Below are 25736 nucleotides of genomic sequence, written 5' to 3' on the forward strand. Positions count from 1 at the left end.
GTTGGGGCTCTCCGTTGTCATTAGCTGTGATTCAGCGTCTCAGGAAGTTGCGCAGCAGTTCGTGTCCCTGCTCGGTCATGATTGACTCGGGGTGGAACTGAACGCCTTCAATGGGCAGGGTCTTGTGTCGCACGCCCATGATCTCCTCAATGGAGCCGTCGTCGTTGCGGGTCCAGGCGGTCACTTCCAGGCAGTCCGGCAGGGTGTTCTGGTCAATCACCAGGCTGTGGTAGCGGGTGGCCTGAAGCGGGTTGTTCAGCCCCCGGAACACACCGGTGTCCTGGTGGAAGACTGGCGACACCTTGCCGTGCATGACCCGGCCGGCGCGGATGACGTCGCCGCCGTAGACCTGGCCGATGGCCTGGTGACCAAGGCAGATGCCCAGGATCGGCAGCTTGCCGGCGAAATGGCGAATCGCCGCCATGGACACGCCGGCCTCATTGGGCGTGCACGGACCGGGAGAGACCACGATGCGCTCTGGCTGCAGTGCCTCGATCTGCTCCACGGTGATTTCGTCGTTGCGGTAAACCTGGACGTCCGCGCCCAGTTCCGCCAGATACTGCACCACGTTGTAGGTGAAGGAATCGTAGTTATCGATCATCAGCAACATAAATCGTTCCTCCGCCTCAGTGGTCGAAATCGTTGTAGGTCATGGCCACCGCGCGGAAGATCGCGCGGCCCTTGTTCATGGTTTCCTTCCACTCAAGGCGGGGCACCGAATCTGCAACCACGCCGGCGCCGGCCTGGATGTGCAGGGTGTTGTCCTTGATCACCGCGGTGCGGATAGCGATGGCGGTGTCCATGTTGCCGTTGAACGACAGGTAGCCCACGGCGCCACCGTAAACGCCGCGTTTGACCGGCTCCAGCTCATCGATGATCTCCATGGCCCGGATCTTGGGTGCGCCACTGAGGGTGCCCGCGGGGAGGGTGGCCCGCAGCACGTCCAGGCAGCTGGTGCCCTCGTTCAGGCGGCCGGTCACGTTGGAGACGATGTGCATAACGTGGGAATAGCGCTCCACGATCATTTTGTCGGTCAGGCGCACGGTACCGGTTTCCGCCACTCGCCCGGCGTCGTTGCGGCCGAGATCGATCAGCATCAGGTGCTCGGCAATTTCTTTCGGATCGGCCAGCAGTTCCGATTCCAGGGCCTTGTCCTCGGCGTCGGTGGCGCCCCGCTTGCGGGTGCCGGCGATGGGCCGGACCGTGACTTCCTGGTCTTCCACCCGGGCCAGAATCTCCGGTGAGGAACCGACGATGTGGAAATCGTCCAGATCCAGGAAATACATGTACGGCGAGGGATTCAATACGCGCAGGGAGCGGTACAGGTTCAGCGGCGGTGCCTCGAACGGGATCGACATGCGTTGGGAGATCACCGTCTGCATGACGTCACCGTCGAGCACGTATTCCTTGATCTTGCCAACGGCGGCCTCGAACTTGTCCTGACTGAAGCCAGAGATGAAATCGCTCTCGTCCACGGCCTTGCCGCGCAGGTGTGCCGGGGTGCGGGGAGCGTCGGCGGTCTGCCGATGCAGCTGGCCCTCGAGCTCATCGATCCGGGCCAGGGCCTGTTCGTAGGCACCCTCGACGTTGGGGTCGGCATGGACAATTAGGTGCAGCTTGCCGCGCAGGTTATCGAACACCACGATTTCGTCCGACACCATCAGCAGAATATCCGGGGTGCCGATCTTGTCCGGCGGGCAGCTCTGGCGCAGGCGCTTTTCGATGTAGCGCACGGTGTCGTAGCCGAAATAGCCCACCAGGCCACCGTTAAAACGAGGCAGTTGTTCCAGATCCGGGGCGTTGAAACGGGCTTGATAGTCCTCGACGAACGCCAGTGGATCCTCCACCTCGGCTTCTTCCACCAGCTCACCGGCGCGGCGCACTTCGATGCGGTGATCAAAGACTTTCAGTACTTCGCGGCTGGGCAGGCCGATGATTGAGTAACGGCCCCATTTCTCGCCGCCCTGCACTGATTCGAACAGGTACGAATACGGGCCGCTGGCCAGTTTCAGATAGGTGCTGAGGGGAGTGTCGAGATCCGCGAGAACCTCGCGATAGACCGGAATACGATTAAAGCCGGCGTGGGCGAGCTCGGTGAATTGCTCGGGTGTCATGTCTTGTTTCCCTGAAGTCTGATCTGCGTTCGGGCGGCTCGGGAGTTGGGCGGGCCGTCCGGATGGTTGCGTGCTGATCCGGCCATTGCCAGTCAGCCGCCGGGCTGTTTCAGCCGGTACGCCATCGCCACCATCGTGTCGCGCGGGTGGTGAGAGTGCCTCGCGCTGCAGTCAGATTCAGTCCCTGCACGGCAGGAATCTCCCGAAATGAAGTGATCAAGGTAAAGTCCTTTGAGATTACAAAAGCTCGGCCAGCGAATCAACAACCGCGTCTGCGCCCAGGGCATCCACTGACTGACCAAAGTTATAGCCATAGCGGACGGCAACGCAAGGCAGGCCGGCCGCCAGGGCTGCATCAATGTCCGCCGCCGAATCGCCCACCATTACCGTGGTTCCGCGGGTGCCGCCCAGGGTTTCCATGGCGTGCAGCAACGGAGTCGGATCCGGTTTCTTGACCGGCAGGGTGTCACCACCGACCGACAGATCGAACCAGTGGTCCAGGCCCATCTGCTCCAGCAGTGGCGCAACGAACTGTTCCGGCTTGTTGGTCACCACCGCCAGTTTGCAGCCGTGCTCCTTGAGTTTGGCAAGGCAGGCCTCGACGCCGTCATACACCACTGCGTGCCGGCCGTTAACCTGTTCGTAGGCGTGAAAGAAGATCGCCAGGGCATCGTTGAACAGGGCGTCGTCTTTGGGTTGCGCCGGTTCCCAGTCGGTCTGGCGGGCCAGGGCGCGTCGCACCAGCACACTGGCGCCATTGCCGACCCAGTCACGAACCCGGTCGATGCCGACCGGTGATCGCCCCAGGTGCTCAAGCATCTGGTCTACGGCGGCCGCCAGGTCCGGGGCGCTGTCGACCAGGGTGCCGTCCAGATCGAACAGCGCCACTCCCGGCCAGCGCGGACTGAACAGGCCGGTCAGGCTCATTGGCCGATCACCTTGCGCGCCTGCTCCAGTTCTTCGCGCATAGCGTCGATGGTGGTCTTGTAATCATCGGTATTGAAAATAGCGGAGCCGGCAACAAACGTGTCAGCGCCTGCTTCGGCGATCTCCCGGATATTCTCGGTCTTCACACCCCCATCGATTTCCAGCCGGATGTTGAAGTTGCTGGCGTCGATACGCTTGCGCGCCTCCCGCAGCTTGTCCAGGGTGCCGGGAATGAATTTCTGGCCACCAAAGCCCGGGTTTACCGACATCAACAAAACCATGTCGAGCTTGTCCATGACATGATCCATGTAGTGCAGCGGTGTGGCCGGGTTGAAGACCAGGCCGGCCTTGCAGCCGCCGTCACGAATCAATTGAAGGGAACGGTCGATGTGGTTGCTCGCTTCCGGATGGAAGGTGATGTAGCTGGCGCCGGCGTCGATGAACTGGCGGATCAGGTCATCGACTGGAGACACCATCAGGTGAACATCGATGGGGGCAGTAACGCCGTGCTTGCGCAGCGCCTCGCAGACCATGGGGCCAATGGTCAGGTTAGGCACATAGTGATTGTCCATCACGTCGAAGTGAACCACGTCGGCACCGGCGGCCAATACGTTATCAACTTCCTCGCCCAGGCGGGCAAAATCGGCAGACAGAATGGATGGGGCAATCAGGTATGGATTCATGATGGCTCTCTCAGGATCTCTTCAAAGACGTTGGCGCGCGCATGCGACGAGATGGACGTGTCGAGCAATCCCTGCCGCACAGAGTATAAAAGGAATGCTAGTCTAGCAGTTTGAAGCGCTGTTTTCGTAGCCAAAGAGTCAGGATCTGTGCGTAGAGTCGGTAGTGAGGTGATCACACAACTGCTGGGCGGCCTGTTGCTGGTGGGTTGCATGGGGTATGCCGTTGCCGCCGCCGATGGCGAAGAGCCGGCAAGCGCGGGGGCGACAACGGCCACGACCATCCGGCCGTCGGTGGCTACCGAGCTGGCGGACAGCGCATTGAGTCGGCTGCGCCCGGATGCGGCGGTCTGGCTGGCGCTTGAGGGAGGTGGTCGTACCCTGGGGCTTTTTTATCCGGAACAGAAGCCGCCGGCCAATGGCGCCCTGGTGCTTCTGGCGGATGTTGGTGACAACGCCGCCGCCGGTGTCGCCGACGAGCTGAGCCGGCATCTGACCGCCAGGGGCTGGTCTGTGCTGGCGGTGGGCCTGCCGGCGCCTTCGCCGCCGCTGCAGCGGTATCTGGAGGCGCAGCTGGGACCCGCTGATGCCGGCGCGGAAGACGGTGCCGAAGAGGCCAAGGACGACAGCGGTGACGACGCGGCGGTGATGATTGATGTCATGGCCTCGCCTGCCGGCGAAAATCCGGAGCAGGTCTATCGGAATCGGGTTCGCCAGAGTCTGGTGGCCGCCGCCGCTGTGCTCACGGAGCGAGGCTATGACCAGCCGGCGCTGGTTGGATTGGGCCGGGCCAGCAGTCACCTGGTGGCGACCGATGGCGAGCTTCAAGGTACACCGGCGTTGATCTGGGTGGCACCGGAATTCTATCCCCGCGATGCCGCTGCCCTGGCAGACAAGCTCGCCAGTGGCGGTGAGGTGGCAATACTGGAGTTATACGCCAGCCGGGGGGAGGCCAGCGCGGCAAGCCAGCGGCGTTGGGCCGATCTGCGCCGCGCCGGTGTTGAACAGCTGGATCGTCAACCGGTGGCGCTTAGTCGACCGTTGTCGGCCCATGGTGCGGGCGTCCTTGCCGGTCGCATCGATGCCTGGCTCAAAGCCCGCTGAGGCCAGTTCCTACCGCAGTGCCCGGTGCCGACGTTTAACCAGTTCCCAGGCCTGTTGGTATCGCAGCAGGCGCTCTTTGGCCAGCGCGCGCTCTTCATTGCTGACTTGCTGCTGCGCCAGCTTGTCGGGATGGCAGCCAGATACCTTCTTCTTGTAGGCCCGCTTGATGTCGATCAGAGCGTCCCGGCGGGTCACCCCCAACAGTTCACAGGCCTGTTCGTAGCTGGTTGGCTTTGCCGTATTTTCGGCGTGGCGGATCCAGACCTTGCTGGCGTAGCTGTCGAAAATGTCATCGCTGACGGCCACCGGCAGGCCAATCTGATCAATCGCATCTTCGCAGCGATAGCGGCGCTGTTTGCCGGGGCGGCCCATCAGCTGGGCGGCATGACACAGGCAAATCGCTACGATCAGCGCCGGTGCGGGCCAGAGCCGGTTGCTCAGGCGCAGGGACAGGCCCCGCAGACCCGGTAGCTGCTCCGCGGACTTGCCGCGCTGGAACCAATTGATGGCTCGGCGGCGCTGACGCTGGGATAGTTTGAGCGCCTTGATCAGGCTCTCGGCGTAGCGAATGTCGGCTTCACTGACCCGACCCTCGGCCTTGGCGACATAGCCGAGGAAATAGAACAGCGGCAGCCGGCACCAGCCTGGCAGTCGGGTGCGCTCAAGCAGGGTTGAGGTCTGATGGCCGCAGGACGACAGCTCCCGCAGCAGGCTGGTGAATTCCGCTTCGATCCGGCCCGGCAGTAGTGGCTGCTCCGTGCTGTCCACCATGGCTCAGGGCTTCCTGTGCTTGAGGGTCTGGTCCAGTGCCTGAAGGCGCTCCGGCGTACCTACATCGACCCACTGCCCACGGTGTTCGATGCCGCGAACGCGTTGGTCGCCCATGGCCTGGCGCAGGACCGGGCCGAGTTTGCCGGATTGGTCGTCCAGGCCCTGAAACAGCCGGCGATGCAGCAGGCTGATACCGGTGAAGGTGAGTTTGTCGGGGCCGTCCTCGGTGACGGTGCCATCGGTGTGGAGCTGAAAGTCGCCCGCCGGATGGTGCTCAGGGTTGCGGGTCAGTACCAGTAACGCATCACAGTCGGCGGCTGGTGCCAGTTCGGAGAGCGGGAAGTCGCACCAGATATCGCCATTGATCACTAAAAACCAATCGCAATCAGCACTGGTCAATTGGGGCAGGGCGCGAACGATGCCTCCGGCGGTTTCCAGTGGCTCGCCTTCACGGGAGTACTGAATCGACAGGCCAAAATCCTCTCCGGTGCCCAGCGCCGATTCAATCTGCTCACCGAGCCAGGCATGGTTGATGACCACATCGCGGAAGCCGGCGGCGTGCAGCCGCTCCAGGTGGTGCACAATCAGCGGCTTGCCCCCGGCCGCAAGCAGGGGCTTGGGCGTGGTCAGGGTCAGCGGACGCATTCGTTCGCCCTTGCCGGCGGCCAGGATCATCGCTTTCACTGCGGGGTGTGCTCCTGGTTCGGAGCCGCACCGATGCGTTGTTCGATGGCCGGCATGACTACGGTACAAAGCCACTCGTGGAAATGACGTAGGGCCGGTTGCCGGCGGCTGGCGATGATCAGGTAGTTCACGGTGCGGGGAATGTCGGCCAGGTAGCCCTGTTTGCCATCGCGGATAGCCAGGCGGGCGAAGATGCCAGCGGCTTTGAGGTGCCGTTGCATGCCCATCAGTTCAAACCACTGCCGGAAGGTTTCGGCGTCGGCCCGGTGCAGCCCGGCGTCGGCGCTGCGCTGGCGGAAAAACTCGAGCCAGCGGCAAATGGCCTCCTCGGGCCAGTGGATATAGCAGTCCTTAAGCAATGACACGGCGTCGTAGGTGACCGGCCCGCAGACCGCATCCTGGAAATCAATGACGCCGGGCCGGTCGCTGTTGTCGGCGACCAACAGGTTGCGGGAGTGGTAGTCCCTGTGCACGGTCACTTCCGGCTGTGCCAGGGCGCTTTCCCGCAGGAAAGTGAATGCGGTATCCAGCAGGGCCCGTTCGGTGTTGTCGAGGCTCAGGCCGAGGTATTGCTCGAGCAGCCAGTCTGGAAACAGGGCCATCTCACGGTCCAGCAACGCGGCATCGTAAGGCGGCAGCGGGTAGTCTTCGGGTGCGGCCAGCTGCTGGATCTGCACCAGTTCGGTCAGCGCGCCCTGATACAGGTGCTCGGCGTTGCTGTCATTCAGTTCGGCTAGCATCAGGTTGTCACCGAAGTCTTCCAGCAGCAGGAAGCCCTGCTCGAGATCGGTTTGCAGGATCTCGGGCACGTGGATGCCGTGCCGGTGCCAGTGCCGGGCAATAGCGAGGAAAGCAGTGCAGTCCTCGTGCTCCGGGGGCGCATCCATGACAATCAGCGGAGTGGGTTGGCGGCTTTGGTCATCACGCCAGACCCGGAAATAACGCCGAAAGCTGGCATCACCGGAAACCGGCTCGGCAATGGCTTCGGACAGGCCATTGAACTGCCTGACCCAGTTGGTCAGCAACTTCTGACGGGTATCCATGATACGGCTGGCTTCCCTGAAAAATGGGTGATCGCTGACAGCGAAAGTTAGCAGACCAGTATAAAGACGGTAAATCGGTTTTGCAGCGGACTTTCCGTTAACAACCCCTTAGGGCACGTGTAAACTAGGCTGCTTTCGTGGTGTTGCGCAGTGATGCGCAGCCATGCCCATAATCATGCCGTCGATTCACTGACCAGCAACAGGAAGCCTGTCACCGTGCCAATTTCCGATCGCCATCTGCAAAGGCCTGCGCTCCGGTTCAGCAGGTGTGTGGTGATCGCGATCCTGGGTTCGGCGCCATTTTCGGTGCTCGCCCAGTCAGCACCCACGGCCGCGGAAATCGACTGGCGTCCAAGGGCGCAGTTGCCAGAGTCTGAGCGCGAGCGTTTGCCGGTATTCTGTGACGGTGGTTATTTGCCGTCTGGCGCCGAAGGTCACCAGGCTGGAGCCGGCGCCATGCTCGGCGAAGCCGGCGGTGGGCCGGCCGCAATCGAGGCCAGCGGGCTGAATGCCCGTTACGAAATTGACCGCGCTCTTTACCTTGAGGGCGATGTCCGGGTACGCCAGGGTGGCTTCGAAGTCAGTGGGTCCGAGGCGCGCTACAGTCAGTCTGAAGGTCGGGTTTCGGTGCAGGGGCCTCTGGTCAGCCGGGGCGAGGGCTTTCTGCTCACCGGTGACAGCGCCGAGTATAACGTCGATTCCGGGCGTTTCGATATCAACACTGCCACCTTCCTGATTCACAGTGCCGAAATGCGCGGCCAGGCCGACAGCCTGACGCGGCTGAACGAGAGCCAGGTCGACATCCGTGATGGCATGCTGACCACCTGTGGTCCCCAGCAGAACGACTGGGCTATCGTTGCATCGGATATTCATCTCAATCAGGCCGAGGGTTTTGGTACTGCCAAACACGTGCGCCTCGAGGTGCTTGATGTGCCGGTGTTTTACTGGCCCTGGGCCAGCTTCCCCATTGATGACCGGCGCAAGACGGGCTTCCTGTACCCGTCGTTCGGGTCCTCCAGTGCCGGCAGTGGTGCCTTTGTCTCGGTGCCCTATTACCTGAACCTGGCACCGCACTACGACGCCACCCTGACCCCCCAGTACATTCACGGCCGCGGCCTGTTCAATGAAGCTGAGGGCCGGTACCTGAGTCGCTGGGGCGAGTCGGTGCTGCAGCTCGGCTACATCGACAACGATTCGGCCTACACCGACGAGAACCCGGGCGAAGACGGTGAACGCTGGGCGCTGGATGCCACCACCCGTGCCAACATTGGCAGCGGCTGGACCGGCTATGGCGACTATTCGGTAGTCAGTGATGAAGACTACCTGAGCGACCTTAACCGCAGCCTGGAAATCAACCAGGCCACGCACCTGCAGCGTCGGGGCGGAGTAAGGTATCGGGACCGGAATCAGTACTTTGAAACTTACCTGAACGACTACCAGACCATCAGTGACAGCATCGCTGACGTCAATAAACCCTATGCCCAGCTGCCAGAGGTGCTCTACGGTGCCACCCGGGAAATTGGCTGGCTGGAGGCCGGTCTGGAAAGCCAGTACACCGTGTTCTATCGCGACAATGAGAACCTGACCGGGCTGGATCGGGCCAATGGCCAGCGCCTGCGCGCGGTGCCGGAGTTGGCGCTGCCGATGCGGGCTCTTTGGGGCTTCAGTCGGCCCTCGGTGAGCGTGGATTACACTCGCTACGAGCTTGAAGATTACACCCTCGGTGACGAAAGCATTGACCGCACGGTACCGATCGCCGAATGGGATAACGGCTTGTACTTTGATCGTCAATCCAGTCTGTTCGACGTACCCTACAACCAGACCCTGGAACCTCGGCTCTATTACGCTTGGGCCGATGCCGAAGCTGATCAGAACGACATTCCGGATTTCGATACCGACTTGCAGGCCTTTCGTTTTGATCAGCTGTTCCAACCGGACCGGTTCACCGGTGGCGACCGGGTCGGCGATACCAACCAGCTGACGGTGGCGGTCACCAGCCGGTTCAACGATCTGGTGACTGGGACAGAGCGAGCACGCTTCAGTATCGGCCAGGTCCAGTATTTCCAGGATCGCGAGGTGACCCTGTTCGGTGAGGGCGCCGGTACCCGGTCTCGTTCACCCCTGGCTGGTGAGGTGGTGCTGGCGCCCCTGGATACCCTGGAGATCCGTTCTTCGGGGTTGTGGGATCCGGAGACCGGTGAAACCGAGGAAGGCCGCAGCCAGTTGATATACCATTCCGAGGACTATCGCTATCTGGCCAGCTTGGGTCACACCTACAGCAAGGATGAACTCGAGCAGTCGGACATCGCTGGGGTTTTACCGGTCTCTGATCGTGTTAGCCTGATCGGTCGATGGGTTTATGATTCCAGTCTTGATCGCACGGTTGGATCCCTGGCCGGGCTGGAATACAACAATTGCTGCTGGAGCGTTCAGGTCGTGCACCAGAACTACCTGACCGATGACAGTGAGCTGGATACCCGGCTGCTGTTCCAGATTCAGCTGAAAGGACTCGGTGGAAGTGGTGGCTCGTCCACCCGCATTTCCGAGGCTATTTACGGTTTTGATGAGCGGGAGCGTCGTCGGTTTGGAACTCCCTGACCGGAGTTCGGACTAACCCACGGCCACGGTGCCCGCAGCCCATTTATTATCAAGAGGTGTTTATGAAGGCGACCCTTCGCCATGCTGTACAAACGTTGCTGTTGGTCGCGGCCGTCGCCCTGTCGCTATCGGCGCAGGCGGAGCGCAAGCTGCTTGATCAGGTGGTTGCGATTGTTGATGACGACGTCATTCTGCAGACTGAGCTCGACGCTCGCATCAATACTATCACCACCCGGCTGCGCGCCCAGGGCACGGGGTTGCCGCCCCGGGATGTCCTTGAAGAGCGGGTGCTGGAGCAGCTGATCACCGAATCCATCCAGCTCCAGCGAGCGGATAAGCTGGGCATGCGGATCAGTGACAACGAACTGAACGAAACCATGGACAACATCGTTGAGCGCAACGGCATGACCATGGCTCAGTTTGAACAGCAGCTGGCGTCTGAAGGCGTGACCTTCCGCCAGGCTCGGGAACAGATCCGCAATGAGATGCTGACCAGCCGGGTGCAGCAGCGCCAGGTGGGCAACCGGGTGCGGGTAACTGAGCGTGAAATCGAGAACTATCTGGAGGCGCTGGAAGCGTCGGGCCAAAACACCGCCGAGTACCAGCTGGCGTACATTTTCATTGAAGTGGACGATCCGACTGACGAAGCCTCCGTGGCTGCGACCCGTGAACGTGCCCAGGATCTGCGCCAGCAGATCGTCGATGGTCGTGACTTCCGGGAAGTTGCTGTAGCGGAATCGGATGCCAGCAACGCCCTTGAGGGCGGTAATATGGGCTGGCGCACCGAAAGCCAGCTGCCGTCGCTGGTGGCACCGGTGGTGCCCAAGCTGGAAGTGGGCGTACCCTCCGCGGTGCTTGAGAACAACAGCGGTTTCCACCTGGTTATGGTTCTGGACAAGCGCGGCGGTGGCCAGCAGCAGGTCATTCAGCAGCACAAGGTACGGCACATTTTGATCCGCCCGTCGCAAGCGGTGCCCGATGCCAGTGCCGAAGCCAAGATCCGCGATATCTACAACCGACTTGAGCAGGGCGCAAAATTTGCGGATCTGGCTCGCGAGTACTCTGACGATCCGGTCTCCGGCTCCGACGGCGGCAACCTTGGCTGGGTCAACCGGGGCCAGATGGTGCCGGCTTTTGAGCAGGCCATGCTGGAGGCGGACCTGGGTGAACTGCGCGGACCCTTCCGCTCACAGTTTGGCTGGCACATCCTGCAGGTGCAGGAGCGCCGTCAGAAGGACATCAGTGGCGATGTGAAAAAAGCCGAAGCGCGCCAGGCCATTTACCGTCGCAAATCGGAAACCGAGCTGCAGAACTGGTTGCGCGAGATTCGGGACGAAGCGTTTGTTGAATTCAAGGGCGAGTACGCCCGTGAAGAAACAACTGACGGAGACAGCAGCGACTCATGACCGATCCGGTGATCCTTGCTCTGACCGCGGGTGAGCCCGCGGGCATCGGCCCGGAGCTGTGCTTGCAACTGGCTGCGCAGCATCGGGCCGAGGGCATTGTGGTGGTTGCCAGCAAAACATTGCTGGCCGCCCGTGCCGAGCAGTTGGGGCTGGATGTTACCCTGCACGACTGGCAGCCAGGCCAGCGTCCTGCCACCGGGGCCGGTGAACTCTCGGTTTTTGTGGTCGATGGTTGCGCCAGTACCGAAGCCGGTGTGCTCGATCCCGCCAACAGCGGCTACGTGCTGGAGACGCTGCGTACGGCCGCCCACGGCTGCCTGCGAGGCGACTTCGATGGCATGGTTACGGCCCCGGTGCACAAGGGGGTGATCAACGAGGCCGGCATCGCGTTCAGCGGCCACACCGAATTCCTGCAGGAATTGTGCGGCGTCGAGCGCGTGGTCATGATGCTGGCAACCGACGACCTGCGGGTCGCGCTGGTAACCACCCACTTACCGCTGAAAGACGTGTCCGCGGCCATTACGCCGGAACGACTGTCGCAGGTAACCCGTATTCTCAATGCCGATCTGAAGGCATTCTTCGGGCTTGAACAGCCGCGTATTCTGGTTGCCGGCCTGAACCCCCATGCCGGGGAAGGCGGCCACCTTGGCCGTGAGGAAATCGAGACCATTGAGCCGACGCTTGAGCAACTCAGGGCCGAAGGCATACAGCTGACCGGCCCCTTGCCCGCTGATACCCTGTTTACGCCCCATTGGCTGGATGATGCCGATGCCGTCCTGGCGATGTATCACGACCAGGGGTTGCCGGTGTTGAAATTCCAGGGCTTTGGCCGGGCGGTGAACATCACCCTGGGCCTGCCTATTGTCCGGACCTCGGTTGATCACGGCACTGCCCTGGATCTGGCCGGAACCGGTACCGCCGATGCGGGCAGCCTGCAGACGGCAATCCGCGTGGGTGCTCAAATGGCCCGCTGTCGAAATGTCGCTAACCAAGAGAACCGTCCGTGAGTAACAAAGCCGGCCACCAGGCCCGAAAGCGATTTGGTCAGAACTTTCTCCATGATCCCGGCGTGATCGAGCGCATCGTGCGTGCGATCCACCCAAAACCCGAGGACACGCTGGTGGAAATCGGCCCGGGTCTGGGGGCAATCACGGAAGAAATCCTGGCGGTGAATCCCAGGCTGCAGGTGGTGGAGCTTGATCGTGATCTGATTCCGGTGTTGCGGACCAAGTTTTTCAATTACCCAGAGTTTCGTATCCACGAGGCCGATGCCCTCAGTTTCGACTTCAGCCAGCTGGCCGATGATGATCGGGGCCTGCGGATCATCGGTAACTTGCCGTACAATATTTCCACGCCTCTGATCTTTCATCTGCTGGGGCAGGCGGGTGTGGTCAAGGACATGCACTTCATGTTGCAAAAGGAAGTGGTGCAGCGTTTGGCAGCGGTGCCCGGTGACAATAATTATGGTCGCCTGGGCATCATGGCGCAGTACTTTTGCAAGGTGCAGCCGCTGTTTGAAGTCGGCCCCGGCGCGTTTCGCCCGGCGCCGAAAGTGGATTCGGCTATTGTCCGTCTGGTGCCCCATGACACGTTGCCGCATCCGGCCAAAGATCTGGGCACCCTGCAGGCGGTGGTCCGGACCGCATTTAATGCCCGGCGCAAAACCCTGCGCAAGGCACTTGGCAGCCTGATCACCGTCGATCAGCTGCAAAGTCTTGGTATCAACGATGGCCTGCGTCCGGAAAACCTCAGTCTTGCCGACTATGTTCTCATTGCCGATCTGCTGGTTGATCAGAAAGCCTCAGGCGTCGGCTCCGAAGAGGTAAGTAATGACTGACTACGCCATTGGCGATATTCAGGGCTGTTACGACCGCATGCGGGATGTCCTGGCCAAGGTGGACTTCTCGCCGTCGCGGGATCGGTTGTGGGTTGCCGGCGACCTGATCAATCGCGGCCCGTCGTCATTGGAAACACTGAGATACCTTGAGAGTCTGGGTAGCTCGGCGGTGGTGGTGCTGGGCAATCACGACCTGCATCTGCTGGCAGTGGCGTTGGGCGGGCACCCGCCGAAGCGCAAGGACACCCTGGCGGATATTCTTGATGCCCCCGATCACGACCGGCTTGTGGCCTGGCTGCGCCAGCAGAACCTGAGTGTTCATGACTCGGATCGCAATCTGGTCATGGTTCATGCCGGTGTGCCCCACATCTGGAGTGTGGACCAGACCATGGCATACGCCCGGGAAGTGGAGTCGGTGATTCGGAGCGACGATGCCGAATACTATTTCACCCACATGTACGGCAATGAGCCAGCGTGCTGGCAGGAGAGCTTAGCGGGCATGGACCGCTGGCGGGCAATCACCAATTACTTTACCCGCATGCGCTTTATCAGTGCGGACGGGACGCTGGAGCTGGCGACGAAGGAGTCGGCCGAGCATGCACCCAAGGGGTATGCCCCCTGGTTCACGTATGCCCGGCCAGATAACGTGCGCGTGGTTTTTGGTCATTGGGCAGCGTTGGAAGGACAAACGGGCAGCGATCAGTTCCTTGGCCTGGATACCGGTTGTGTCTGGGGTGGTGTGCTCACCATGATGAACCTGGACACGGGAGAAAAGATCCACTGTGAGTGCTGAGCACGTAAAATCCGCGCCCGGTGTCATGCGACTGCCGCTGGGTTTTGGTGCTGCAGCGGCGTTACTGGCTGTCATGGCCGGAGCCTTTGGCAGTCATAGTCTCAGGGGTACGCTGGATGCGCGCGGCCTTGAGGTTTTCCAGACTGCCGTCACTTATCAGATGTACCACGCCATTGCTCTGGTGCTGGTGGCGCTGCTGGCATTAACCTCGATCAGTCGACGGTTGCTGGCGGGTGCGGCTGTGTTGTTCGGCGCCGGTATTGTGCTGTTCAGTGGTAGTCTGTACCTGCTGGTGCTGACCGACCTGCGCTGGATCGGGCCGCTCACGCCCCTGGGTGGGTTGTGCTTTATGCTGGCCTGGGTCCTGATAATTGTGGCCGCCGTGCGCTATCCAAGCGTCTCAGAGCACGGTTAGTGCACCGGGAAAACAGAGGTAAGCAAACGTTATGCAAGTTGAAGTGAACGGCGATGCAATGGAGCTCCCGGCCGGAGCAACCATTGGCTCCCTGATTGATCAAATGGCCCTGGCAGGCAAGCGCCTGGCCGTGGAAGTGAACGAAGACATTGTCCCACGCAGTCAGCACCAGAGTTTCGCGCTCAGTGACGGCGACCGGGTGGAAGTTGTTCACGCCATCGGTGGCGGCTGAACTGCCACGCTTTTGGCTCCGTCCGGCTTAGCGCTGCCGGGGCAACAAATCCAAGATTCATTGAAAACCGCAGGTAGGTTATGAGCGACACTCCCGAGATACTGCTTCCCGAAGACAAGCCCCTGGAAATTGCGGGCCGGGTTTACCAGTCCAGACTGCTGGTAGGCACAGGCAAGTACCGTGACCTGATGGAAGCCGGTCATGCCATTGAATCCAGTGGCGCTGAGATCGTTACTGTGGCTGTGCGCCGAACCAATCTGGGCCAGAATCCGGATGAACCGAATCTGCTGGATGTGATTTCTCCGGAAAGCTACACCATCCTGCCCAATACCGCCGGCTGCTACACCGCTAAGGATGCGGTCCGCACCTGTAAGTTGGCCCGGGAACTCCTCGATGGCCACGATCTGGTGAAGTTGGAAGTTCTGGGCGAAGAGAAGACCCTGTACCCGAACATGACTGAAACCCTGGTGGCGGCGGAAGAGCTGATCAAAGATGGTTTCAAGGTGATGGTGTACTGCTCCGACGATCCGCTGCTGGCCAAGCGCCTTGAGGAAATGGGTTGTGTCGCGATCATGCCGCTGGGTGCACCAATTGGCTCCGGCCTGGGCATCCAGAACCGCTACAACATCCGCCTGATTGTTGAAAACTCCAGCGTTCCGGTTCTGGTTGACGCCGGGGTAGGTACTGCCTCTGACGCTACCATTGCCATGGAGCTGGGTTGTGATGGCGTGCTGATGAACACGGCAATCGCTCAGGCCAAGGATCCAATCCGTATGGCTAACGCCATGCGCCTGGCCATTGAATCCGGCCGCGAGGCCTACCTGGCTGGCCGCATGCCCAAGAAGCTTTACGCCAGTGCCTCATCGCCTATCGATGGCACCTTCTTCTGATACCGGGCTTTCGCCCAACCACGAATAAACGAGGGCCGGCGCATAGCGACCGGCCCCGAAAAACGACAAATCAGAGCGCTGTTGTCCTGCCATGACCGATCAAAAACCGAGTCGCCGAGAGGCTATTCTCCAAGCCCTGGTGCAACTCCTTGAATCCGATCCCGGAGCTCGTATCACTACCGCCGGTCTCGCGAAATCCGTGGGCGTTACCGAGGCGGCGCTGTACCGTCATTTTCCGAGCAAGCGGAAAATGTTCGAAGCCTTGATTGAATTTGCCGAAGATGCGGTGTTCTCCCGCTGTCAGTTAATCCTGCAGGAACAGGAGGATGTCCGTGTTCGCCTGCAGCAGTTGGTGCATCTGGTGTTGGTGTTTGCCGAGCGCAACTCCGGCCTTTGCTGCGTGCTCACAGGGGATGCCCTGATGGGTGAAAACGATGCCCTGCGCCGGCGTGCATCGCAGTTCTTTGAGCGCCTGGAGACTCAGGTGCGTCAGGCCTTGAAGGAAGGCGAGATTCGTCAGGGGTTACGCCCGCGCACCAGTGCGGCCCGAGGCGCGGATTTTGTGCTGGTGTTTCTTGAGGGGCGGATTCAGCGGTTTGTGCGCTCGTCCTTTACGAGGTTGCCTTCGACTGACTTTGATGAGAGTTGGGGATTGGTTGCTGAGGGGGTTTGGAGCTGAAGTGAAGGCTCCGGCCTTTGGTCCGTGCAAGTGATTGGCAATCAAAGCCAGCACAGAACCGCTACGAGCCCCCCTTCGGGGTCCAGCCAGCAATCGCAGATTGCTGTCGTTCGGCTGTCGCATGAAGCTTCGCTTCATCAACGCTCGGCCTCACCCATGTGGGCTTGTTTCCGGCCATCCTTGGCCTGCAACATTCTGTGCCGGCTTTGATCGCCAATCACCCCAGATTCATTCGTAGGCCGAGGCAGTTCGTAGAATTTTTCTTACCGGTTCCCAGATTGCGGGTGCTGAGATCAGAATATCCCGGCCATAAAGATCCGCCGGGTAGCCCTCCGGCACCTCGCCGAAATGCCCCGCCGTCGCGCCGGCTTCCAGTGCGATCAATCTTGCCGCCGCAAAATCCCAGGGACTGACGTTCTCGTAGTAAATGTCCAGGCGGCCACAGGCTACCCAGCAGATATCCAGTGCGGCTGAGCCGATGCGTCGCAGATCCCGGCATTGGTGGATCATGGCATCCAGTCTGCGCACCAGCGGTTCCAGGTTGTCCTTGGTGTAGGGGAAGCCGGTGGCGAACAGGGAGTCCCGCGGTACGGTAGCGCCACTGTGTTTAATCGTCTCGCCGTTCAATGTCGCCCCGGCGCCGCGGGTGGCTCGGAAGGTTTCGCCCGGAAACGGAGCATGCACCACGCCTGCCTGAACCCTTCCTTTTTCTGCGTAGGCAATCGACACCGCCACCTGTGGGTGGCCATAGGCATAGTTCACCGTGCCATCGATGGGATCCACGATCCACAGTGGGGTCTCCAGCTCTTCGGCCTGGGACAGGTCGGGCATGGTTTCTTCGGAGAGAATGCGGTGATTCGGGAAGCGTTCGCGGATGGCGCCGGTAATGAATTCGTCGGCCATCACATCGGCGTGGGTGACCAATTCGGTTTGCTGTTTCAGGTCCGTGCGCAGGGTGTTTTCTTCCCGTTCGCGGCGGATCAGCTCACCGGCCTGAAGGGCCAGTTGTTCGGCGAAGTCGGTGATGTCTTGAAGAGATGATGCAGAATCGGACACGGCGCCCCCATGGTTTACGCAAGTGCGAATAAGGGCGCCAGTCTATCACGTCAAGGTCAGAGGCTGGTCAGCCAGGCCTCCATCTTGTTCATGGCTTTGACCAGCCGTGGGCAGGCCTGCTCGACAAAGTCGTCGGCCAAATCCGTGTCGGCATAGTCACCACCGGCCAGGTTCAGCGCTTCGGCACCATCGAAGTCAACGAAGGCCAGACGGGCAGCGAGGTGGTCCGGCACGAAGCCAAAATCACTGGCCGGCAGAATGGCCACGCCGGTGTTTTCCAGCAGGGCCTGACAGAAGGCCTGGCTGGTTTTGATGTCCTGCCTGACCAGCTGGTCGCGGAAGTTGGAGAAGTCCGGGAACAGGTAGAAGGCACCTTCGGGCTTCTGCACGACCGCACCCATATCGCTGAGGCGACGGTGCACGTATTCGCCGATCACCTTCAAGACCCGGCGGGACTGCACCAGGTATTCGTCGATATCGTCGCCGCCGTTGAATGCCGAGATGGCGGCGTACTGGATTGGCGCGCTGGTGGAGGTGAAAGTTTCACTGGCAATGATCGCCATGGCATCCAGCAGCGGTCGGAGTTCTTTCGGGAAGATGAAGGTGCCCAGGCGCCAGCCGCCTGCGCCCGCCCACTTGCTCAGACCGGTGCTGATGATGGTGCCTTCCGGATAGTAGCGGGCGATGGACTTGTGCTTGCCTTCGAAGTGGACTTCGCCGTAGATCTCATCCGACAGCAGAATCAGCTTGTACTTGCGGGCGACGTTGGCGATGGCCAGCAGCTGGTCGTCTGTGTAGGTGCAGCCTGTGGGGTTGGACGGGTAGTTCAGGATCAGAATGCGCGGCCGTGAAGGGTCGTCGCGGCAGATGATGTCCAGCTCTTCGGCAGTCAGTTGCCAGTTATTTTCGGCGTGAGTCGGCAACCAGTGCACGGAACGGCCGATGATCCGTGCCTGCGGTGCGTAGGATACCCAGCTCGGGCGCGGTATCAGAAGGTCGCCGTAGTACGCCAGTTGCAGGATGAACAGCAGTTCTTTGGAGCCCGGGCCGATCAACACGTCTTCCCAGGAGCAGCGCATGCGTTCGCTGCGGTTGATGTAGCCGGCGATGCTTTCACGCAGGCTTTTCAGACCCTTGACCGGTAAGTAGTCCTTTTCATGGGCGTGCTCTTTCAGCGCGTCCACAACCCGCTCTGGCACCGGGAAGGGTGACTGACCCAGCCCCAGTTTGATGATGTCTTTGCCATCGGCTTTAAGCTGGTTACTCAGCTCGTTGATGCGGAGGGTGGCGGAGGGCTGAATGCCCCGAACGTTCAGGTTGATCGCATAGCGGTGTTCGGTTTGTATGTCCATTATCCCGGTCTGTGGTTTTTGAATGGCTTTTTCAGTATAGAAAACCCAAACATATCTGTGACCGGGTTAAGGATAAGTGATTGCCGCATTTCAGGATTGGACGTTAGTCGGTGACCTCCAGCTCCAGGCGTTCCAGTACCTGATTGAATTCGCTGCGCAAGGCGCGGGCATCGGGATGTTGTCGGGAGAAGGCGGCGCGAAATACGCGTTCGTCACCGACAACTCCGGGTAAGGCGGCTAACCGCGACAATTCAGGGTATCGCCCCTTGTAGGCATCGATCAGATGATTGCACGCCTTTTCCTCGCAGATAAATACATCGACACGCCCCATCGCGACCATGCGCAGACCGGCCAGATCCGGGTTCTCCTGGTTCATGGACACCACCTGCGACTGGCCTTGCCTGAGCCAGGCCATGAACTCCGGAGCGTAACTGTAGCCGGCGGTCACTCCAATGCTAAGATCTGTCAGATCGTTGTAGCTGGTCCATGAAAATCCGGAGTCTTTGCGGGCGTATAGCACGTCCCGTGCTGAGCTGATTGGGGCGGTGAACAGGTAATGGCGTTCGCGCTCCGGTGAGCGGGTCAGGGAGAACAGCAGGTCGGCATTGCCGCTGCGAACCATCATTTCCGCCCGGGCCCAGGGTACAACCTGGAAATCCGGTTCAAAGCCCATCGCCCGAAGCACAGTCCGGACGGTGTCAACGTCTTGGCCCTGAAGGACGCCATCCTCAACGTACTCAAAAGGCGGATACTCGGTGGTCACCACCTTCAGCACCGGTGCCGTTTCCGACAGCACCGGCAAGGCCGCTGACATCAGCAGGATGCTGATAATGCTTTGAATCAGCATGGTTAGACGACTCTCCGTGTAAGATCGGTAAACCTGCTGGGAGTCTAGACCATTAGGGCGTTCGTACCCAGACCTCAACCCGACCATTGCGTTGCCGACCGCTGTCGCCGCCGGCTGTGCCCACCGGCATGTAGTGGCCGTAACCGGTGTAGGCAACGTCCCGCAAACCTTCGCCCGCCAGGGCTTTGCGGACGGACAGGGCGCGTAACTCGGAAATCATCTGGGCCCTCAGCTCATCGCTCTGGGCATCGGCGAAACCGATCAGCAGCAAGTCATCGGCGCTTTGGTTGTGTCTGTCGAGATAGTTCAAAACCCGGCTTAGGTCACGTTGGGCCTTGTTGTCCAGGCGAGTGCGCCCTTCTGAGAACCGGAAGTTGACTGTCAGCCGCTGGTAGTTGCCAGTCAGGCTTTTGAAAGTGACGGGGGTGTTGTCGTTCAGTGCCGGTTTAACCGCGATGGGATTTTGCGACACGAAGCCGGACCGGGAGACGATGGCCTGGCCTTGCTGGCTCAAGGCGAACTCAATAAATGCCTTTGCCAGCGGCGTGGTCTGATCGCCCGGGGTGTACATGAACAGGCGTCGGGCCAGTGGGTAGTCTTCGCTGGCAACGGTCAGTTGGTTGGGTTTCAGGGCCGGGGCGTTGCCATCAGATATGGCCAGGACCTTGCTGCTCCGAGCCGACGCCAGGCCGGCAAAGCCAATGCTTGCCGGATCCCGGCTGACATCATCGGAGAGCTGGTCGTTGGATTCGTAGCGCTGAGCGGCAACATCCAAGGTGAAATTCTTGCGCAAAACCAGGCTCTTGAAGGTATCCCAGGTGCCGGATCGGTCGTCCCGGGCATAGAGGTTTATGGGCTGATTTCGTCCTCCGAGCTCTGCCCAGTTGTTGATCTGGCCGGCAAAGATGCGGGCCAGGGTGTCGATGCTGAGCTGGTTAACCGGATTGGATGGATGCACCAGAATGGCCAGGCCATCAATGGCGATGACGTGTTCACTGGCGAGTTCGGTGAGATCAGCGCGTCCTGCCATTTGCGACAGTTCCGACGGTTTCACCGGGCGCGACGATGCCCAAATGTCGGCTTCGCCCGCGTTCATAGCGGAAAAGCCGGTACTGGAACCGTGGGCGGCGACCAGAACCCGAATCGATGAGTCTGAGCGTTCGCCGATCAGGATGGTTTCGTTGTCGGTGCCGTTGTTGTGGTTAATGACTGGCGAGTCGACCTGACTGTTCAGGAAACCCTCAACCAGCATGGGCGCCAGCGTGGCGCCAACGGTGTTGGAGCCGTGAATGGCCAGGTCGTTGGCTTGGGCCAGGGGCAGCCAGAGGATCGTGGCCAGAAGCCACATAAATGGGTAGTGCAGGGCTCCGCCGGAATGGGGGTTGTTCATCCTGAAACTCCGTTAAAACTGATAGTTAGCGTTGCCGGAAGAATGCGACAGAGATGTGACAGTAATGTTTCAGGGACACGAATTCGGCGCGGCTGTGCCACCAGGTTTTCGGCCAGAACTGTTAAGCAGGCCGCGGTGCCGAGGCGTTAACTGGCATAGAGTGAGTGGGCCGCAGTAACAAAAACACACAAGATGCGGGGTGACCAATGAACCAAACCTCAAGCCAGGTGGTCCGTGATTCGTTTGCTCGTTACGGACAGCCATTGCCGCTGCGCCGTGTTCTGATTGTTGATGATCATCCGCTCTTTGCCCAGGGGCTGGCCGGTTTGCTCACTCAGTCTGCCCTGGCTGATACCGTGGAGGTGGCTGATACGGTCGAGCAGGCAGTTGCCGTGCTGTCCGGCCGATGCTCAATCGATCTGGTGCTACTGGACGTCTCGCTCCAGGGCGAAACAGGGCTGATGTTGCTGCCCAGAATGAGTGCCCACAAGCCTCCTGTGGTGGTGATTTCCAGCTCTGACGACGAGACCACGGTGCGCGCTGCACAGGCCGCTGGTGCCCGAGGTTTTTTGCCGAAATCCGCAGGTCGGACGGCGTTGATCCGTATGGTTCGCAGTGTCAGTCGGGGTGAGGACTATTACCCGGGGCGGCGGTCTCTGTCGACACAGATTCAGGTGCTGACGCCTCGGCAACAGGATGTGCTGGCGCTGCTTGCACAGGGGTTTCCGAACAAGCGCATCAGCCAGAGTCTTAACCTTACCGAACATACCGTTAAAACCCATTTGAAGGCCATCTTCACTCACCTTGGGGTGCACAATCGCACCGAGTGCGTCAGTCAGGCACGCCAGATGGGGTGGCTGTAACCGAGCACGGGTGTGCTTGCTGCTGCGTTATCGGAGGTTGAGCAGGGGTGAGTGGAAGCGCGGGTAGATCGAGCCAGAAGGTCGTGCCGGTATCGACAGCCGTATTGAAGCCGCAGGTGCCGTGCATTAATTCAGTCAGCTCCTTTACGATGGCCAGCCCGAGCCCAAGTCCGGCTGAGTGTTCCTGGTTGCCGGTGCCGCGAATAAAAGGTTGGAACACCCGATCCCCGAGTTGCGGATCAATCCCGCTGCCGTTGTCGCTGACACTGATCCGTATCCGCCCGTGCTGGAGCATCGCTGAGATGCGAATGTCGGTGCCGCCGCTGTGATCGATTCCGTTAAAGACCAGGTTCTGCAGGGCCCGCAACAATAGCTGAGGATCAGCCAGTACCTGCAGTGGGGAGCTGGCCTCGGCCCGGTACAGCCTAATGTCATGCAGATCCGCATGATCAACCGTCAGGTCGATCAGTTGATCCAGCAGTCCGTCCAGATCTATCACCTGGGGTTCCGGATGAATCATGCCTTCGTTGATGCGCGAAATATCCAGCATCGTGCCCAGTAACCGTTGAAAATGGCCGACTGTACCCTGCAGCCGGTGCACCAGGTCCTGTTGTTCGGCTGGCAGTGAGGTTGCCGCCAGGTTGGCAAGGGTCAGGCTGATGATGTTCAGGGGTTGGCGGAGGTCGTGACTGGCCACGGTGATCAGGCGGCTCTTGCGTTCGCTCTCTTCTGCAGCAGCCTGGTGTAACTGATGGATCAGGCATTGGTCGAGGTAGTGGGCGCGGTGACGGTATTCGGTAAGCCAGGCGCCGATCATGCCTATGCCATTGGCGGTCAGCACAAAGAACAGGTTGTTCATCAGTGCGTGGGTGGGCAGCCCGATGGCCAGCTCGCATATCAGGTACGCCAGGATGATCAGGGCGGAAGCCAGGCTGGCGGAAAAGAAGGGCAGGCCCATGGCAAAGTAGCCAAACATCAGCATGAGCAGCATGCCTTCATAGGGCAGCGGGAAATCCCGCAGGCGGGCAGCAGCAATGATGGCGACAACACTCAAGCCCCCGGCCAGATAGGCCAGGGTATACAGCCGCTCGAACAGCAGGTCTCCCGGCCAGCGCTGATGTGACAGCCAGCAGAGCAGGGCAATCACCGGGCAGGTGACCATCAGCCGGATGGTTACAGTCACCTCGGCCAGTGCTGGGGGCAGTGTGGCCAGGTCCAGGAGGATAAAGATGCCGAAAATCAGCAGACCTGCTGCAGACACCAGCCGGGCGCGGTCCCGCACCGCCAAAGCCCGGCGCTGCCGGTATGCTGGTTCAAGTTCGGTGCAGAAGCGCAGGCTCCGGAATCCGGATGACTGCTGCGACATGATGACCTGAGGGTCCATGATGAATTACCTGCCGGTGTTGGGCGACCGCCAGTGTAAAACGTTGTGCGGGCCGAAGACGCGCGTGCCCGCACAGTCTGATCAATTGCTTTCCAGCATTTTCAGGCGTGCCCAGGTCTGCTGTTTCTGATCGGGAAAGTGCTGGTTCAGCAGTTGGGTCTGCTGGGCTGCCACATCCTTCCCGGTCAGGCCGGAATCGCGCAACTGGTCCAATGCTGCTTCGTAATGCTGGTAACGGGCATCGAAGGTTGCCCGCTCCTGCAGGTAGTCGGTCACGCTGGCGGCGGCTTCGGATGACATGCCCTGTGCCATGAGCTTCTGGCCAGCGCTTTCCGGTGATTCGGCGGCGTCGATGGTGGCCATGCGGCGACGGTTCTGTTCGTTGCTGGCCAGCAGGTGACGTTCGGTCTGTTGCAGTTGCGGCGGCAGCTGGTCGCGGTGCCACGCTACCAGTGCGGTTTTGGCCTCTGCCGACAGGTCGGTGCGGGCAGCAACGCCCAGGGTTGCCAGGGTGTACTCGCCGTAGGCTTCCTCCAGTCCAAAGAAGGCCTGATGAGCTTCCGAGCTGAATATACCCTGGCGCACCTGTTTCAAATCAGTGAACGCTTTTTCAAGCATCTCTAATCGGTAATTCGGATCATTCTGGCGACTCGGGTCCAGCGGTGTGGCCTGAATTGCCAGGGCTTCCTGCTTGTACTGAAGGTACTGATCCAGCAGTGCCATGGCCTCGGCGGCTGCTGCAGCTGGCAGGCTGGTCGTAGCCAGTGTCCGGATCTGTTCCAGTGCCTGGTCTGGGGTCACTTCACCCACGGTGTTCAGGAAATAGTCGAAGAAATCCTTGGTCTCCAGATCGACGATCAGCTTGCCCTGGCTATCAGTCTTGAGCGCACCATCAATGTCGGTGCCCTTGAGTGAGGGTGCATAGGGATCGGGGCCCAGGCTGGTTGGGGTGCTGCTCGCCACTTCGGCGACTGTTTTCGAGTCATCCGTGGCTGACGCATCGGATGAAGCTGCTGGCGGATTGATGGCCGTGCCAGCCGGCGGCACAGGGGCGGGCGCGTTGACGGTCTTGATGTTGGGGGCGGGGGCGGACGCCTCTGGCAGGTACCACCAGATCGCACTGCCGGCCACCAGGGCCGACAGTGCGAAGGTGGTGAGCCATCGACGATGTTGCTGGGGACGATGTCTCATAACTGCCTCACAGACCGCGGTTCTTCAGGCGGTTGGCTTGTGAGCGATAGAGTGACACCGGATTGGTCCACAGCGAGCGAACCCCAAACAGATGGTTGATGGCATCAACGTGGTTCATGTCGTAGTGGGTGCCGATGACGTTGCCCATCTTGGTGGAGCAGACGCCGACTAAGCCGTCGCTGGGCTCACCGCCAAAGGCCAGGGAGGTAATGCCGAGGAAGGGATCGGTGGCATCAAGAATGTTGGTCCAGACGCCGCGGCCGGTCCAGGAGAAGTACTTGATGCGATTGCCGTTGATCCAGACATCTTCGTTGGTGCCAGAGCAGGAGGAACGGTTTACGCCTTTCCAGCCGAGCGCGTTGTTGAGATCAGTGGTGCCCCGGGTGGTCAGGGTTTCCAGGGCTGCGACACCATCCTGCGGATTACTGGAGCCGGACAGGGCGTTCACCAGGCCGCCCAGAGCATTGGCGATGGCCTGGGCGCCACCCTCAACGTAGCTTCCCGGAGGCAGTACCCCACGGACCACGTCGGCCACGGTGGAGCCCTTGTTTACCCCGTTGATGGAGGTGATGGAGGCGATCTTGTGGGGAATGAGTGACGCCGTCACCCGGGAGGTGGGCGCGCCCTGGCTGTGGGCCATCAGGTTCACCTTGGAGTGGCCCAGGCCGTTGACGTAATTGGCCAGCTGTTGGCCACGCTGTTCGCTGCTGTTAACGAAGGAAACACTGGCGGAATAGACTCGCGCACCGCTGCGTTCAAGGTTCCAGGGAATGGTATGGAAGTAGTTGATTAGGCCGCCGATGGTGTTGAAACCAGTGACGCCATGAACCAGAACGATGGGATGCCTGGTTGAGGTATAGCCGGCGTGGGTGAGGAATGAGGCTGACAGCAGGACGAGCCCCAGCGCGAAGGCTGCGGTTTTTCTTATACGCATGATTAACTCCAATTGTTGTTGTAAGCGGCTACGTTAGTGCGGCCATAGGTCGTTAATGCGTTGTCGATTATTGGTGCCAAAGCAGGAGCAAGAAATCGCCCATTTGGGGGAGGGGCGGGGGAGGTTCAGGGAATGCGGTGCGCGTCCAGTTCCATGTGCATGATGCGCTGACCCAGCATGATGATCCGCCCGGTATAGCGCTCCTCTCCGGTGCTGGTGAAATCGAACAGGAACCGGCGCCAGACCCTGATCCGGCCTTCGGGGTCGCGCTTGAACCAGAGCCCGCGGAGATAGACCGCGTCGTCCAGCAGCATCACGTCCATCGACTTGCAGTAGCGGCGAGCAGCCTGAAGCACGAAGTCCTTGATGGCCTTGGCGCGCCACCAGTACCAGACGATAAACGTAGCGGTGAAAAGCCAGAAAAGGGTTCCGAGGGTCACGATAAACGCAGCTTCAATGGGAGTGGAGAGTAAAGGATGGGCCCCAGACTACCCCATCAGGGCGGCCTGGGGAAATCCTGACCGGCATGTCGGTGCGCCGGTCAGG

The 25736-nt window shown here is 60.5% G+C and carries 26 protein-coding genes; 11 read left to right on the forward strand and 15 right to left on the reverse strand.

The annotated features are described in order from the left end of the window. Positions 1-31: 31 nt before the first annotated feature. The 4 genes from FGO67_RS04510 to rpe form a co-directional block, all read right to left on the reverse strand. Positions 32-610: an aminodeoxychorismate/anthranilate synthase component II gene (locus FGO67_RS04510; RefSeq protein ID WP_203299500.1), complete on the reverse strand. Its 579-nt coding sequence runs from the start codon at positions 608-610 to the stop codon at positions 32-34. A gap of 16 nt (positions 611-626) precedes the next feature. Continuing rightward, entirely contained in the window at positions 627-2114 is a 1488-nt protein-coding gene (gene trpE, locus FGO67_RS04515; RefSeq protein ID WP_203299501.1) for an anthranilate synthase component I, read from the reverse strand. Between the two features lie 237 nt (positions 2115-2351). Further along, the gene (locus FGO67_RS04520; protein ID WP_203299502.1) at positions 2352-3041 is read right to left on the reverse strand and encodes a phosphoglycolate phosphatase; all 690 of its coding nucleotides are present in this window, start codon (positions 3039-3041) and stop codon (positions 2352-2354) included. Further along, positions 3038-3724, reverse strand: a complete 687-nt coding sequence (gene rpe / locus FGO67_RS04525; protein WP_203299503.1) for a ribulose-phosphate 3-epimerase — start codon at positions 3722-3724, stop codon at positions 3038-3040. Before rpe ends, FGO67_RS04520 begins: the two co-directional genes overlap by 4 nt. Positions 3725-3871: 147 nt before the next feature. Here rpe and FGO67_RS04530 point away from each other — a divergent pair, with 147 nt between their 5' ends. Next, on the forward strand, positions 3872-4825 hold the full coding sequence (locus FGO67_RS04530) for a DUF3530 family protein (protein WP_203299504.1): 954 nt from the start codon (positions 3872-3874) through the stop codon (positions 4823-4825). Positions 4826-4834: 9 nt separating this feature from the next. Here FGO67_RS04530 and FGO67_RS04535 read toward each other — a convergent pair whose 3' ends face one another. Genes FGO67_RS04535 through FGO67_RS04545 form a run of 3 tightly spaced genes read right to left on the reverse strand, consistent with a single transcriptional unit; the run spans position 4835 to position 7323 of the window. Beyond that, positions 4835-5596: a co-chaperone DjlA gene (locus FGO67_RS04535; protein ID WP_203299505.1), complete on the reverse strand. Its 762-nt coding sequence runs from the start codon at positions 5594-5596 to the stop codon at positions 4835-4837. Between the two features lie 3 nt (positions 5597-5599). Next, complete coding sequence (gene murU, locus FGO67_RS04540) at positions 5600-6280, reverse strand: N-acetylmuramate alpha-1-phosphate uridylyltransferase MurU (RefSeq protein ID WP_203299506.1); 681 nt, start codon at positions 6278-6280, stop codon at positions 5600-5602. Beyond that, positions 6277-7323 carry an aminoglycoside phosphotransferase family protein gene (locus FGO67_RS04545; RefSeq protein WP_203299507.1) on the reverse strand — a complete coding sequence of 349 codons (1047 nt, stop codon included), beginning with the start codon at positions 7321-7323 and terminating at the stop codon, positions 6277-6279. Before FGO67_RS04545 ends, murU begins: the two co-directional genes overlap by 4 nt. 270 nt (positions 7324-7593) lie before the next feature. On the opposite strand from FGO67_RS04545, the gene FGO67_RS04550 reads away from it, so the two are divergent. From FGO67_RS04550 to slmA, 9 genes are all read left to right on the forward strand, one after another. Beyond that, positions 7594-9921 carry an LPS-assembly protein LptD gene (locus FGO67_RS04550; RefSeq protein WP_338039538.1) on the forward strand — a complete coding sequence of 776 codons (2328 nt, stop codon included), beginning with the start codon at positions 7594-7596 and terminating at the stop codon, positions 9919-9921. A gap of 62 nt (positions 9922-9983) precedes the next feature. Next, the gene (locus tag FGO67_RS04555; protein ID WP_203299508.1) at positions 9984-11327 is read left to right on the forward strand and encodes a peptidylprolyl isomerase; all 1344 of its coding nucleotides are present in this window, start codon (positions 9984-9986) and stop codon (positions 11325-11327) included. Next, a complete protein-coding gene (gene pdxA / locus FGO67_RS04560) occupies positions 11324-12334 on the forward strand; it encodes a 4-hydroxythreonine-4-phosphate dehydrogenase PdxA (RefSeq protein ID WP_203299509.1) in 1011 nt (336 codons plus the stop codon). Before FGO67_RS04555 ends, pdxA begins: the two co-directional genes overlap by 4 nt. Next, positions 12331-13164, forward strand: coding sequence for a 16S rRNA (adenine(1518)-N(6)/adenine(1519)-N(6))-dimethyltransferase RsmA (gene rsmA, locus FGO67_RS04565; RefSeq protein WP_203299510.1), 834 nt, complete (start codon positions 12331-12333; stop codon positions 13162-13164). Before pdxA ends, rsmA begins: the two co-directional genes overlap by 4 nt. Continuing rightward, a complete protein-coding gene (locus tag FGO67_RS04570; RefSeq protein WP_203299511.1) occupies positions 13157-13957 on the forward strand; it encodes a symmetrical bis(5'-nucleosyl)-tetraphosphatase in 801 nt (266 codons plus the stop codon). The genes rsmA and FGO67_RS04570 overlap by 8 nt, the downstream gene beginning before the upstream one ends. A 25-nt stretch (positions 13958-13982) precedes the next feature. Next, positions 13983-14372 (forward strand): DUF423 domain-containing protein, encoded by a 390-nt coding sequence (locus tag FGO67_RS04575; protein ID WP_203299964.1) that lies wholly within the window; start codon positions 13983-13985, stop codon positions 14370-14372. A gap of 31 nt (positions 14373-14403) precedes the next feature. Beyond that, positions 14404-14604 carry a sulfur carrier protein ThiS gene (gene thiS, locus FGO67_RS04580; protein ID WP_041340197.1) on the forward strand — a complete coding sequence of 67 codons (201 nt, stop codon included), beginning with the start codon at positions 14404-14406 and terminating at the stop codon, positions 14602-14604. Positions 14605-14684: 80 nt separating this feature from the next. Beyond that, the gene (locus FGO67_RS04585) at positions 14685-15494 is read left to right on the forward strand and encodes a thiazole synthase (RefSeq protein WP_203299512.1); all 810 of its coding nucleotides are present in this window, start codon (positions 14685-14687) and stop codon (positions 15492-15494) included. A gap of 91 nt (positions 15495-15585) precedes the next feature. Next, a complete protein-coding gene (gene slmA, locus FGO67_RS04590; RefSeq protein WP_203299513.1) occupies positions 15586-16173 on the forward strand; it encodes a nucleoid occlusion factor SlmA in 588 nt (195 codons plus the stop codon). 228 nt (positions 16174-16401) lie between these two features. Here slmA and FGO67_RS04595 read toward each other — a convergent pair whose 3' ends face one another. The 4 genes from FGO67_RS04595 to FGO67_RS04610 form a co-directional block, all read right to left on the reverse strand. Beyond that, positions 16402-17229, reverse strand: coding sequence for an inositol monophosphatase family protein (locus FGO67_RS04595; RefSeq protein WP_203299514.1), 828 nt, complete (start codon positions 17227-17229; stop codon positions 16402-16404). 56 nt (positions 17230-17285) lie between these two features. Further along, entirely contained in the window at positions 17286-18581 is a 1296-nt protein-coding gene (locus FGO67_RS04600; RefSeq protein WP_203299515.1) for a pyridoxal phosphate-dependent aminotransferase, read from the reverse strand. A gap of 103 nt (positions 18582-18684) precedes the next feature. After that, positions 18685-19428, reverse strand: a complete 744-nt coding sequence (locus FGO67_RS04605; RefSeq protein WP_203299516.1) for a substrate-binding periplasmic protein — start codon at positions 19426-19428, stop codon at positions 18685-18687. Positions 19429-19480: 52 nt separating this feature from the next. After that, positions 19481-20818, reverse strand: a complete 1338-nt coding sequence (locus tag FGO67_RS04610) for a substrate-binding domain-containing protein (RefSeq protein WP_238942163.1) — start codon at positions 20816-20818, stop codon at positions 19481-19483. A gap of 206 nt (positions 20819-21024) precedes the next feature. Between FGO67_RS04610 and FGO67_RS04615 the strand changes: the two genes are divergently transcribed. After that, the gene (locus FGO67_RS04615; RefSeq protein ID WP_203299517.1) at positions 21025-21681 is read left to right on the forward strand and encodes a response regulator transcription factor; all 657 of its coding nucleotides are present in this window, start codon (positions 21025-21027) and stop codon (positions 21679-21681) included. On the opposite strand, the gene FGO67_RS04620 is transcribed toward FGO67_RS04615, so the two are convergent. From FGO67_RS04620 to FGO67_RS04635, 4 genes are all read right to left on the reverse strand, one after another. Further along, positions 21650-23065, reverse strand: coding sequence for a sensor histidine kinase (locus tag FGO67_RS04620; RefSeq protein ID WP_203299518.1), 1416 nt, complete (start codon positions 23063-23065; stop codon positions 21650-21652). The two genes, FGO67_RS04615 and FGO67_RS04620, sit on opposite strands and share 32 nt — an antisense overlap. A gap of 81 nt (positions 23066-23146) precedes the next feature. Then, positions 23147-24256, reverse strand: a complete 1110-nt coding sequence (locus FGO67_RS04625) for a lipase secretion chaperone (protein WP_203299519.1) — start codon at positions 24254-24256, stop codon at positions 23147-23149. A 7-nt stretch (positions 24257-24263) separates the two neighbouring features. Further along, a complete protein-coding gene (locus FGO67_RS04630) occupies positions 24264-25190 on the reverse strand; it encodes an esterase/lipase family protein (RefSeq protein ID WP_203299520.1) in 927 nt (308 codons plus the stop codon). Between the two features lie 125 nt (positions 25191-25315). Continuing rightward, positions 25316-25630, reverse strand: a complete 315-nt coding sequence (locus tag FGO67_RS04635; RefSeq protein WP_203299521.1) for a DUF3301 domain-containing protein — start codon at positions 25628-25630, stop codon at positions 25316-25318. Positions 25631-25736: the final 106 nt, after the last annotated feature.

Origin of the sequence: Marinobacter sediminum (genome assembly GCF_016820575.1) — a bacterium.
Taxonomy (GTDB): domain Bacteria; phylum Pseudomonadota; class Gammaproteobacteria; order Pseudomonadales; family Oleiphilaceae; genus Marinobacter; species Marinobacter sediminum.